This window comes from Mucilaginibacter polytrichastri (genome assembly GCF_001911425.1).
GTDB classification, from domain to species: domain Bacteria; phylum Bacteroidota; class Bacteroidia; order Sphingobacteriales; family Sphingobacteriaceae; genus Mucilaginibacter; species Mucilaginibacter polytrichastri.
In genome coordinates, this window is record NZ_MPPL01000001.1 from 2,018,547 (window position 1) to 2,030,225 (window position 11,679).

Sequence of the window (11,679 nt, forward strand, 5' to 3'; positions counted from 1 at the left end):
TTATCTCGATAGTGAATTTTCGTACGGTACACGAGTTGCAATTGACCTGCCTAAGGTTATCTCGTCTACGTACTCTAATTCACCACCAAAAGCTATGCCACGGGCTATGGTTGAGATGTTTATGTGGAAATCTTTTAATCTTTTATTTAAATAAAAAATAGTGGTATCGCCTTCCATGGTGGCGCTTAATGCAAAAATAACTTCTTTAACCTCACCGGGTGTTATCCTGGTCAATAAAGAGTCTATTTCAAGGTCAGAAGGGCCTATGCCATCCATTGGAGAGATCAACCCACCAAGCACATGATACACACCATTAAACTGATTGGTGTTCTCAATGGCCATTACATCGCGTGTATCTTCTACTATACAAATTGTACTGCGGTCGCGCTTGTGCGATGTGCAAATTTCGCACACCTGCTGGTCTGATATGTTATGGCATACCCGGCAAAAAAGGATCTCGTTGCGCAGCTTGGTCATGGCCAGGCTAAAGCGCTCTACTTCGTCTTTTTCCTGGTTTAGTAAATGCAATACCAAACGCAAAGCTGTTTTTTGCCCTACACCGGGCAGCTTTGAAAATTCGGCAACAGCATTTTCTAATAATTTAGAGGAAAAATTCATAGTTCAAATTTAAAAAAAAAGCGGCTCATTTCTTGTCAGGATAAGGTCAACAGCCTATCTTTCGCTTTGTGTGGTTTAAACCGCATATTTATATCGCTAAAAAAACTACTATGGCGCCAGGCATATTGCTTTTATTTATAATCGGTTACTTTTTTGTACTGATCCTGATCTCATTTTTAACCACCGGTAAAACGTCGGATAACGATACGTTTTTTGTGGCCAACCGTAACTCTAAATGGTACCTGGTGGCCTTTGGGATGATTGGTACCGCGCTGAGTGGTGTAACCTTTATATCGGTACCCGGCAAAGTAGGCGCAGTCACCGGCGACCAGTTTGCTTACTTTCAGTTTGTACTGGGTAACGCGGCGGGCTTTATCGTAATCTGTTTGGTGCTGCTGCCGTTGTACTATCGCTTACAGCTTACTTCTATTTATGGGTATATAGAAAGCGCCCTGGGCAAATGGAGCTATAAAACTGCGGCGGGGATCTTTTTAATTAGCCGTACCATTGGCTCGGCTTTCAGGCTGTACCTGGTGGTTATTATTTTGCAGAAATTTATTTTCGATGCCTATCATATTCCGTTTGCGGTTACGGTGCTCATCTGTCTGGTGCTCATCTGGTCTTACACGTTTAAGGGCGGGTTGAAAACTATTATTATTACAGATAGCTTACAGACGCTTTTTTTGGTGGCTTCAGTTTTCCTGTCCATTTATTTTATTTGCCGCAGCCTTAACCTCGATGCCATCCAGGCTTTCGAAACGGTGAAAAACAGCAGTTACTCGCAGGTGTTTTTCTTTAATGATTTCATGAGCAATAAGCTGCATTTTGGTAAAGAGTTTCTTGGTGGCATGTTTATTACCATAGCCATGGTGGGGCTCGACCAGGACCTGATGCAGAAAAACCTGAGCCTGAAAAATATCCGTGAAGCGCAGAAAAATATGTTCAGCTTTACGTCGATTTTTGTGGTGATCAACATCTTTTTTTTAAGCGTTGGTGCATTGCTTTATATTTACGCTGAGCATCATCATGTTAAGGTAGAAAAAACAGATTACCTGTACCCTACTATAGCCTTAAACTACCTGGGCGTTGCACCCGCTATTGTATTTATGCTGGGTTTAACGGCAGCAACCTTTGCCACTACAGATTCGGCATTGACAGCGTTGACTACCTCTTTTTGTATCGACTTTTTAAACTTTAACAAACGGGAAGATACCAACAGCAAAAAAATGGTGTCCATGCGGCATTACGTGCACATAGCCTTTTCGGGGTTAATGTTTTTGACCATTATTTTGTTTAATGCCATAAATAATGATGCCGTGGTAAGTGCTATATTTAAGATAGCCTCTTACACCTACGGGCCACTGCTGGGCTTGTATGCATTTGGTTTATTGCTGAAAAACCGCCAGGTAAATGACAAGCTGGTGCCCTTTATTTGTTTGATCTCACCGGCTATCTGTTACTTTTTAAGTACTGAATCAAAAAGGCTTTTGGGTGGTTATGTTTTTGATAATGAACTTATCATTGTAAACGGATTGCTTACATTTGCCGGCTTATTGCTCACCTCAAAACCAAAAGAGAAGCTAGCAGTACTTTAATTATACAAAGAGAATTAGATATAATATGAGTGACGAAAAGATTAGAAAAGCCTTTACCAACAACAGTTGGCACGAGATTAAGGTAACAGACTCCTGGCAGATCTTTAAGATTATGGCCGAGTTTGTGGACGGATTTGAGAAACTAGCCAAGATCGGCCCCTGCGTATCCATATTTGGATCGGCACGTACCAAAAACGAGAATAAGTATTACCAGATGGCTGTAGATACCGCACGCCTGCTTACCGAGCATGGTTACGGTGTAATCTCTGGCGGTGGCCCTGGTATTATGGAAGCGGCTAATAAAGGCGCTTACGAGGCCGGTGGTAAATCGGTGGGTTTAAATATTGAACTGCCGTTTGAGCAGTTTCATAACAGGTATATAGACCGCGATAAATTGCTGGAGTTTGATTACTTTTTTGTGCGCAAGGTAATGTTCATGAAGTACTCGCAGGGCTTTATTATTTTGCCGGGCGGTTTTGGTACTATGGACGAATCTTTCGAGGCGATCACATTGATCCAGACCGGTAAAATTGCACGTTTCCCGATTGTATTTGTGGGCGTTAGTTACTGGAAAGGTTTGTTTGATTGGGTTGAGGCCAGTATGCTGAACGACGAGCACAACATTAATCCCGACGATTTGAACCTGTACCGATTGGTTGACACGCCTGAAGAAGCGGTTGACCACATCTTCAAGTTCTATCAAAAATATGTGCTTAAACCTAATTTTTAGGAGAGCTATAAACTTTACCACCCGTCATCCTGAACTTGTTTCAGGATCCCACAGGACATATCACTTTCGGAGTATACGAGAGACTTAGCATGTGGGTTGCCGAAACAAGTTCGGCATGGCGGGCGGGTTAACCAATAACCTAATAACTAATATCCAATGTCTCACCCCGATCAACCTAAACGCCAGGCAGCGCTCGGCTTTATATTTGTTACCCTGCTTATTGATATTACCGGCTTTGGTATTATCATCCCGGTGATCCCGAAATTGCTGGAGCACCTCATCCACGGTAATTTAAGTGATGCCGCACGTTATGGCGGGTGGATGACCTTTGCCTATTCCATAATGCAGTTTTTGTTTGCCCCGGTTTTGGGTAACCTGAGCGATAAATATGGACGCAGGCCTATTTTGTTAGGCTCGTTACTCGGTTTCGCTATAGACTATACCTTCCTGGCCTTTGCTCCTACGGTGTGGTGGTTGTTTGTAGGGCGCATTATTGCCGGTATCACGGGCGCCAGTTTCACAACAGCCTCGGCTTACATTGCCGATATCAGCGAACCCGAAAAACGTGCGCAAAACTTCGGCATCATTGGCGCTGCTTTTGGCATCGGGTTTATTATTGGCCCGGTACTGGGTGGCGTATTAGGGCAGTACAGTACCAAATTGCCTTTCCTGGCAGCGGCTGGTCTGGCTTTGGTTAATGCTATTTACGGGTTCTTTATTTTGCCCGAATCTTTAGCACCTGAAAACAGGCGTGCTTTTGAATGGAAAAGGGCTAACCCGGTTGGCTCATTAATGCAGTTAAAAAAATACCCTGCAGTAAGTGGTTTAATTGCCTCATTAATATTGATTTATATTGCAGCGCATGCCGTACAAAGCACCTGGACATTTTTTACCATGTCGCGCTTCGGGTGGACGGAAGCATTGGTTGGTTACTCATTAGGTTTAATCGGGTTACTATCCGGCCTCGTGCAGGGCTTGTTGATCCGGGTTACCATCCCCAAGCTTGGGCAGAAAAAAAGTATTGTACTGGGTTTACTTTTATACAGCATTGCCTTGTTTCTGTTTGCATTTGCCAGCCAAAGCTGGATGATGTTTGCTATTCTATCCATCTATTGCCTGGGCGGTATTGCAGGGCCAGCCTTGCAGGGGTTAATCAGTACGCAGATCCCCCCGAATGAACAGGGCGAATTACAGGGCGGACTAACCAGTTTAATGAGCGTAACATCTATAATCGGTCCGCCGTTAATGACCACCCTATTTGCCTGGTTTACCGGCAAGAGCGCGCCGATACATTTCCCGGGTGCGCCATTTTTAATGGGTGCTGTGTTGATGCTTGCCAGCACTTTACTGGCGATCCGTAATTTTAAACGCGCACGGCAAAAAAATGAAGCAGCGTAAAAACTTTAACCCATTTTATTGTTTTTAATTGCGAATGGATAACCAAACTGAACCAAAAAGACCCGCAGCGCTAGGCTTTATATTTATTACCGTATTTATTGATGTGCTTGGTTTGGGGATCATTATCCCAATTTTGCCAAAGTTATTAGAGCAGCTGATACATTCTGATATAAGCATGGCCACCCAATACAGTGGTTATTTAACATTTGCATATGCGCTGATGCAGTTTGTTTTTTCGCCCATATTGGGTAACCTAAGTGATCGGTTTGGGCGCAGGCCTGTGCTGTTATGTTCTTTATTTGGTTTCGGGGTCGACTATCTTTTTATGGCCTTTGCCCCTACCATTGCCTGGCTATTTGTAGGCCGTATAGTTGCAGGTATTGCAGGTGCCAGCAGCACCACAGCCACCGCTTACATTGCAGATATCAGCACCGGTGATAAACGTGCCGCCAACTTTGGTTTAGTGGGTGCTGCAACGGGGCTTGGTTTTATATTGGGCATTGGCCTGGGTGGTTACCTGGGTGCTATCGGCCTTAAAATTCCATTTATGGTAGCAGCCGGCCTGGCCTTGTTGAACGCCGTGTACGGTTATTTTGTGTTGCCCGAGTCATTGGCCCCAGAAAATCGCCGTGCTTTTAACTGGAAGCGTGCAAACCCCATTGGCTCGTTAGTTAGGCTCAACGCTTACCCTGTGCTTGCAGGATTGATTAGTGCTTTTACATTAGTATACATTGGCCAAAAGGCAGTAGAAAGCGTGCTTGCCTTTTATCTCATCGAAAAGTTTCAATGGACCTTACCCAGTATCAGTAGTCTGGGGATTTTTATAGGCGTATTGCTGGTTTCTATACAGGGAGGTTTGATCCGCATTATCATCCCTAAATACGGGCAAAAAAGAAGTATCGTAGCCGGAATGATCTTTTATGCCGTTGGGCTGGTACTGATTGCCTTTGCCGGTTACGGCTGGATGATGTATTTATTTATGATCCCCTATTGCCTCGGCGGTATATCCGGCCCTGCTTTGCAAGGTATTATTACCGAGAAAGTGGCAGCTAATGAACAAGGAGAACTGCAAGGTGCATTAACCAGTTTAGTAAGTGTGACCACCATTATCGGCCCGCTTTTAATGACCTCGATATTTCACCATTTTACCAGGAAGGATACTTCGGTTTATTTTCCGGGCGCGCCTTATTTACTCGGTGCTATATTGATGTTGATTAGTGTGTTTATTGCGATCAGAAGTTTCAAGAACCAGCGTGCCAAAGCCTTACTCGAGTCCGCTAACCCCGCCTGAGATTACAAACTTCATGATCTGAGCTGCACTTTTGTCAATTGGCTTTACTTTATCGGCCGGCACAATAACTACCTGCCCGGCAAATGAATACGACCATGGGAAATAAACGGCAACTTCATCCGGCAAGCCAATCATGCTCAGATCGTGCTGGGTAAGAAAACCGATCCGTTTGCTGCCATTCATATCAACCAGTACCGGTTCGTTAAACTTCTTCTCTTCACCAACAAAAGCCTCAGTAAGGTCTTTAATAGATGAGTACAGGAATTTGAACAACGGCAGCCTGTTTAGCCATCTGTTAAACCAATTTTTTATCGGGTCGGTAATAATAGTAGTTACAATAAACCCTGCTATAAATATAAAAACCAGTACGCTTAGTATACCCATGCCGGGTATATATATTGGCTTGTGTGTTTTAGGATTTATCCAAAGTAAGTCACTCAGATTAAGTGCCTTATCAATACCTGCCACCGCCCAGTAAATTAAAAAACAGGCAGCACCCAAAGGCACTACAATAAGCAAACCTTTAACAAAATAGTTAAGTAAAACACGGGCAATTTTGTTCATGGCTTAATCTTTAATTATTCGAATGGAAACTGGTAACGCATTCGACATTATATCCAGCTGCTCAACTTCAAAAATAAATATTTAGAAGTATATAGTCATTTTTAAATGCACCTATTATTAAATCATTGATTATCTGACTGATAGATCGTAAATACATAAAGTAATTGCGATAAAAAGCAAAGTTATTTATTGAACAACAAAAAAACTGTATAATTGCCGCTATTGCTTAACCCTTACTACTGTGCGAAAACTATTACTGATACTATTGACTCTTTCAGCCTTTTACAGCTGTTCTAAAAAAAATGATGTAAACGGAACCAATCCAACGGCAAATACGCCCCAAGCCGATACTTTGATAACCTATAAGTTTTCTGGCGATGGTATTAGTGGCTTTCTGCCCAATGCTTACCTTATAGCGACAGACTCTACAGGTAATGTTCTCAGTGAAGTTAAAACGAAGATTGGTACATCAATATATAAACTTTATACACCAAAACCTTATCCAAATGCCCGTTTAAACGTTTATGAAGTTGATGTCCCAACTGATCCAAGTGCTGGAGTTATTATTTTAGGCTATCTTCAAATAAAAAAAGGTAGCACATATGATGCATCAGGTAGTTCTGCAACATCATCTAATTATCCATTAAACATACACTTCAAGAATGCATCTGCTTTTGATAATCTTAGTTTGAGTACAGATTTGCGAGCTAATTCGATTAGCAATATTACAGACACTATATATTATAAAAGTTTTGATTACAGCGATAAAAGCAAAGTTTGGGTGCAAATTCAAAAAAACAATAAAACGCTTTACAATTTTTTCGATATAACTAAGGGTATACATGATTTCACTATAGACCTTAATCAATGTATTAAAGTACCACAGGTTAAAAATCTGACAGCACCAGGTGGTATTTTTTCAATGACAGTATACGCAAAAGCGGATAAGAATAGCGCTCAGGAATATGATTTCGGGCAAATATATTCATTGTACAACACACTGTCATACAGGTATCCAACCGAATCATTTGAACAATATAGTACCAGAACCAGCTACCAGCTTAACGACCGACAATATAGCTTTGTTAATGTAGGATCCACAATACCAAGTCAGGTTGATACGTATAATGCCTCTTTTAAAAATACAGGATCTTCATTAGCCGACTATAAAACTGCAATAGCAGGTCCGTACGATTACTACTTAGCCAATTTTATCGGGAAAACCATTAATAACAATATTGCAATTTATTTATACTCTCCATCAGCTGCAAATTACACTAATTATAAATTACCTGATTTTTCAAAATATATCGACAAAAGCGTTTTAGATCCCACGCAAATAGTTTTTCAAACTTTTGGGTTATATCAGGTTAATGGATTTAATGAAAGTAAATTGCCTTATAAAATTCAAAATAGCAGTCATGATGTTAATATAAAAGCAGTTGAAGGAAAATGAAACATTACTCGTAAAAGTACACTCTCTTTACCCTTTGCGAAATATTTGTTAAGATTTCGTAAGGGATGGTGTTAATTTGTTTAGCCATGGCCTCTATGCCCTGCCTGTCGCTGAATATAATTACCTCATCGCCATCTTTTACGTCAATATCGCTTACATCTATCATGCACATATCCATGGCTATATTACCTACCGTGGGTGCAGATACACCTTTTACTATCATTTTACCCACGCCATTACCAAAGGCCCGCAAATAACCATCGGCATAGCCAATGCGTACGGTCGCTATCTTGCCGTCTTTAGCCAGTTTGCCAGAACGGTTATAGCCCACAGTTTCGCCAGCCGGGATCTTCTTCACCTGCGATATGCTGGTTTTTAGCGTGGCCACCGTTTGCAATCTGTTTAAATGATCTGGAACTGCAGCATCTATACCATATAAGCCAATACCCAACCTTACCATATCATACTGCGCCATAGGCCACCTGATGATTGCCGAAGTATTGGCAATATGCCTGATAAATTTATAACCCAGTGCCTCTTCTATCTGCAAATAAGCCTTTTCAAAGCGTTTCATTTGTTGCAGGGTAAAGGCATCATGCGCGGGCGCATCACTGGCCACCAAGTGAGAAAATACCGATTTAACCTTGATATATTTAATCTCTTCCAGGAAATCGCAAAGTGTTTCGATCTCAAACCCTTCGAAACCCAGGCGGTGCATACCGGTATCAATTTTTAGGTGCACGGGGTAATTTGTTATGTTTTGCTGGTAAGCAAACTTCACAAACTCATCCAGCAGGTTAAAGCTGTAGATCTCGGGTTCCAGGTCATGTTCTACCATTTTATCAAATGCAGATGGTTCGGTATTAAGCACCATAATGGGTAGTTTAATACCGCTTTCGCGCAGGGCTACGCCTTCATCTACATACGCAACAGCCAGGTAATCAACCTTGGCATATTGCAAAACGTTGGCTATTTCGAACGTGCCACTTCCGTAAGAGAACGCTTTAACCATTACCATAACTTTTACACCGGGCAGTAATTTAGACCGGTAAAAGTTCAGGTTATCGATCATCGCATTGAGGTTGATCTCCATCAATGTTTCGTGCGCTTTTTCTGATAGCGCCTTGCTAATCCGCTCGAACTCGAAACTGCGCGAACCTTTGATCAATATCGTTTCGCCGCTAAACTCCAGGCTGCCGAGTTGTTTCAGCAGCGTTTGGGTGTCTGGATAAAAATGCTTTTTAAGGATATCGAAATATTCCTGGTGTGCCGAAATGGCCTCGCCCACGCCTATTAGTTTATCTATTTTTTTAGCTTTCACCATATCGGCTACCTGCTTATAAAGCTGGTTTTGCTGGAGGCCCGACTGGAAAATATCCGACAGGATCAGTGTTTTGGTTTGATGTTGATTTTGCTGACTCAGAAAGTCTAATGCTATCTCCAGCGATTGGATATCGGAGTTATAAGAGTCGTCGATAATGGTACAATCATTGGTGCCGGTTTTTAACTCCAGGCGCATACTTACGGCTGTGAGGTGTTCTATGCGGCGGTCAACTTCGGCTGGGTCATAACCCATGGCCAGCATGGTGGCCCAGCAAACTATCGCGTTTTCTACCGAAGCATTGTCGAGGAATGGGATCAAACATTCTATCTCCCTGCGTTGATATTTAGCCCGCAGGTAAAACTTTTTGGCAATTACGGTTTCGCTAAAAACATATAGATCAACCTCTTTATGCGTTTGGCTCCAAGTAAACTTTTTTGGCGTGGGTATATCCTTCTTATAATCAAGAAGCTGATCGTAATTATAGATCAGCAATTCGGTATGCTTAAATAATTTCAGTTTCTCAAGTACCTTTTCACGCCGGTTTGCAAAGCCTTCATCATGTGCCGAGCCAACGTGTGTAAATATGCCAATCTGCGGCTTAATCATCTTCTCCAGGTCTTCCATCTCGTTCACGGTAGAAATACCTGCTTCAAAAATTCCCAGGTCGTGATCTTTATTAATTTGCCAAACAGAAAGCGGTACCCCTACCTGCGAGTTGTAGCTTTTAGGATTACGCACAATGTTTTTATCGGGCAACATTAATTGGTAAAGCCACTCTTTAATAATGGTTTTACCGTTGCTGCCCGTAATGCCAATTACCTGTAAATTAAATTGGTTACGATGATAGGCAGCCAGCATTTGCAGGGCATGCAGTACATTATCAACTACCAGGAAGTTAGAACCCGAGTAGCGTTCGGCAGGCTCGTGGGTAACCACAAAACTGCGTACACCGGCATTGTAAGCTTCGGGAATAAAGTCGTGCCCGTCACGGCGACCGTTAAGCGCAAAAAACAACGCTTCGGCGGCATTAAGAATGCGGCGGCTGTCTGTTAACAGCACACTAACCGTGGCCTCGCGTATAATGGGGCCATGGGCATTAATAATTTGCTTAACTTCTTTGATAGAATATAGACTGCTTAGCATGGCACTAATTTGAAGATATTTATGCCAATAGAAGAAATTTAGATTACTTTAGTTTTGATGGACGAGCCAAAACCACGGAAAAAGATTACAGATGAAAAAGCGGGCCTGGCCAAAGCCGAACATTATTGCGCCTACCAGGAAAGATCGCAACAGGAAGTACGCGACAAGTTATATGAACTGGGTTTATACCCCGATGCCGTTGAACGTATAATTACCCAACTGGTTGAGGCCAATTTTTTGAACGAAGAACGCTTTGCTTTAGCCTACGCCCGTGGAAAAATGAGCTTTAAACACTGGGGGAAAGGAAAAATAAAGCAAGGCCTCAAAATTAAAAGAGTATCTGACCCACTTATAAAAAAGGCATTATTGAGTTTGGATAGTGACGATTATCTGGCTGTTTTAAAAAAGGTGATTGAAAAGAAAACTAGGGAAACAACCGAAAAAGATGCATTTAAGCGTGATTATAAGGTAAAACAATATGCCTTGAGCCGTGGATTTGAGATGGATTTAATTTTATTTATTTTGAAAAACAGCGACTTATAAAAAACTTTGAAGAAAATTAAACCTAGCCCTTGCAGAACTTTTAAATCTCCCTATATTTGCATCACCAAAACAAACGGTATTAGCCAAGGCAAATATCTACTGCGAAAGTAGCTCAGTTGGTAGAGCACGACCTTGCCAAGGTCGGGGTCGCGAGTTCGAATCTCGTCTTTCGCTCCAACAAAATCCTTCCCTCCGGAAGGATTTGTTTTTAAAAGGTGTAACACCTGCTCAGATGGTGGAACTGGTAGACACGCAGGACTTAAAATCCTGTTCCCGTTAAAGGAGTGCGGGTTCGATTCCCGCTCTGAGTACTTGAAAATGAGGCGATTAGGTGAAAGACACTAATCGCCTCATTTATTTTAGGACAACAATAGGACAACATTTTAATCGCCGCCTTTACCCTCTGCTATTTTCTTCGCTTGTTTACTGTAAGTTTACGACCAAATTTTACAATAGCGTAATTGTATTACTAACGCTGTTGCCCGAGGTAATGTTAAGCTCGCCAGGCTGGCATCCACCGGCACTAATCGTAATTTTTCCTTTTAGTAAAACCAACTCTCCATTTACATTTGTTACTGCCAGATCATCGGGCAACAAGGTGAAATTCAATATACGCTGTTCGCCTGCTTTAAGAAATATACGGGTAAAACCTTTCAGCGCTTTAAGTGGCACCTTAATATGGGTATGATTATGTGTAACATAGATCTGAACAACTTCATCACCGGCCACTTGCCCGGTGTTTTTTACTGTTACACTTAGCTTCATTGCTTTACCACGTTTAATTACCGATGGTATTGTAAGGTGTTGGTATTTAAAAGTGGTATAGCTTAACCCATAACCAAATCTATATAAGGGTGTACCTTTAAAATAACGATATGTGCGGTTATTCATAGAATAGTTTGTAAAATCAGGCAGATCTTTATCGCTTTTGTAAAAAGTAACAGGCAGACGCCCCGCCGGATTGTAATCACCAAAAAGCACATCAGCGACAGCTGTACCGGCTGCCTGGCCGCCATA

The 11,679-nt window shown here is 42.0% G+C and carries 10 protein-coding genes and 2 tRNA genes; 8 read left to right on the forward strand and 4 right to left on the reverse strand.

Translation table 11 applies throughout. The features are described 5' to 3' along the window. Positions 1-618 (reverse strand): recombination mediator RecR, encoded by a 618-nt coding sequence (gene recR, locus RG47T_RS08755; protein WP_074489065.1) that lies wholly within the window; start codon positions 616-618, stop codon positions 1-3. 110 nt (positions 619-728) lie between these two features. Here recR and RG47T_RS08760 point away from each other — a divergent pair, with 110 nt between their 5' ends. The 4 genes from RG47T_RS08760 to RG47T_RS08775 all read left to right on the forward strand — a co-directional run bounded on the left by RG47T_RS08760 (position 729) and on the right by RG47T_RS08775 (position 5,632). Continuing rightward, positions 729-2,213, forward strand: coding sequence for a sodium:solute symporter (locus RG47T_RS08760; RefSeq protein WP_074489066.1), 1,485 nt, complete (start codon positions 729-731; stop codon positions 2,211-2,213). A 25-nt stretch (positions 2,214-2,238) separates the two neighbouring features. Then, positions 2,239-2,943: an LOG family protein gene (locus tag RG47T_RS08765; RefSeq protein ID WP_074489067.1), complete on the forward strand. Its 705-nt coding sequence runs from the start codon at positions 2,239-2,241 to the stop codon at positions 2,941-2,943. A gap of 156 nt (positions 2,944-3,099) precedes the next feature. Then, positions 3,100-4,341, forward strand: coding sequence for a TCR/Tet family MFS transporter (locus RG47T_RS08770; protein ID WP_074489068.1), 1,242 nt, complete (start codon positions 3,100-3,102; stop codon positions 4,339-4,341). Positions 4,342-4,375: 34 nt separating this feature from the next. Continuing rightward, positions 4,376-5,632, forward strand: coding sequence for a TCR/Tet family MFS transporter (locus tag RG47T_RS08775; RefSeq protein ID WP_074489069.1), 1,257 nt, complete (start codon positions 4,376-4,378; stop codon positions 5,630-5,632). Here RG47T_RS08775 and RG47T_RS08780 read toward each other — a convergent pair. Continuing rightward, a complete protein-coding gene (locus RG47T_RS08780) occupies positions 5,606-6,196 on the reverse strand; it encodes a DUF502 domain-containing protein (RefSeq protein ID WP_074489070.1) in 591 nt (196 codons plus the stop codon). The two genes, RG47T_RS08775 and RG47T_RS08780, sit on opposite strands and share 27 nt — an antisense overlap. A gap of 241 nt (positions 6,197-6,437) precedes the next feature. Between RG47T_RS08780 and RG47T_RS08785 the strand changes: the two genes are divergently transcribed. After that, positions 6,438-7,652 carry a hypothetical protein gene (locus tag RG47T_RS08785; protein WP_139302421.1) on the forward strand — a complete coding sequence of 405 codons (1,215 nt, stop codon included), beginning with the start codon at positions 6,438-6,440 and terminating at the stop codon, positions 7,650-7,652. Between the two features lie 4 nt (positions 7,653-7,656). On the opposite strand, the gene RG47T_RS08790 is transcribed toward RG47T_RS08785, so the two are convergent. Further along, on the reverse strand, positions 7,657-10,119 hold the full coding sequence (locus RG47T_RS08790; RefSeq protein ID WP_074489072.1) for a bifunctional UDP-N-acetylmuramoyl-tripeptide:D-alanyl-D-alanine ligase/alanine racemase: 2,463 nt from the start codon (positions 10,117-10,119) through the stop codon (positions 7,657-7,659). Positions 10,120-10,176: 57 nt separating this feature from the next. Between RG47T_RS08790 and RG47T_RS08795 the strand changes: the two genes are divergently transcribed. The 3 genes from RG47T_RS08795 (at position 10,177) to RG47T_RS08805 (ending at position 10,973) form a co-directional block, all read left to right on the forward strand. Next, the gene (locus tag RG47T_RS08795) at positions 10,177-10,662 is read left to right on the forward strand and encodes a regulatory protein RecX (protein WP_074489073.1); all 486 of its coding nucleotides are present in this window, start codon (positions 10,177-10,179) and stop codon (positions 10,660-10,662) included. Positions 10,663-10,763: 101 nt separating this feature from the next. Further along, positions 10,764-10,839, forward strand: a tRNA-Gly gene (locus RG47T_RS08800). A 49-nt stretch (positions 10,840-10,888) separates the two neighbouring features. Next, positions 10,889-10,973: transfer RNA gene (locus RG47T_RS08805), tRNA-Leu, on the forward strand. Between the two features lie 136 nt (positions 10,974-11,109). Here RG47T_RS08805 and RG47T_RS26670 read toward each other — a convergent pair. Beyond that, on the reverse strand, positions 11,110-11,679 hold a 570-nt coding region (locus tag RG47T_RS26670; RefSeq protein WP_253187504.1), incomplete at its 5' end, for a glycoside hydrolase family 3 C-terminal domain-containing protein.

Bases quoted from the DNA above. Each gene is read 5' to 3' on its own strand.
- recR (WP_074489065.1), bottom strand. From the start codon at position 618: ATGAATTTTTCCTCTAAATTATTAGAAAATGCTGTTGCCGAATTTTCA.
- RG47T_RS08760 (WP_074489066.1), top strand. From the start codon at position 729: ATGGCGCCAGGCATATTGCTTTTATTTATAATCGGTTACTTTTTTGTA.
- RG47T_RS08765 (WP_074489067.1), top strand. From the start codon at position 2,239: ATGAGTGACGAAAAGATTAGAAAAGCCTTTACCAACAACAGTTGGCAC.
- RG47T_RS08770 (WP_074489068.1), top strand. From the start codon at position 3,100: ATGTCTCACCCCGATCAACCTAAACGCCAGGCAGCGCTCGGCTTTATA.
- RG47T_RS08775 (WP_074489069.1), top strand. From the start codon at position 4,376: ATGGATAACCAAACTGAACCAAAAAGACCCGCAGCGCTAGGCTTTATA.
- RG47T_RS08780 (WP_074489070.1), bottom strand. From the start codon at position 6,196: ATGAACAAAATTGCCCGTGTTTTACTTAACTATTTTGTTAAAGGTTTG.
- RG47T_RS08790 (WP_074489072.1), bottom strand. From the start codon at position 10,119: ATGCTAAGCAGTCTATATTCTATCAAAGAAGTTAAGCAAATTATTAAT.
- RG47T_RS08795 (WP_074489073.1), top strand. From the start codon at position 10,177: ATGGACGAGCCAAAACCACGGAAAAAGATTACAGATGAAAAAGCGGGC.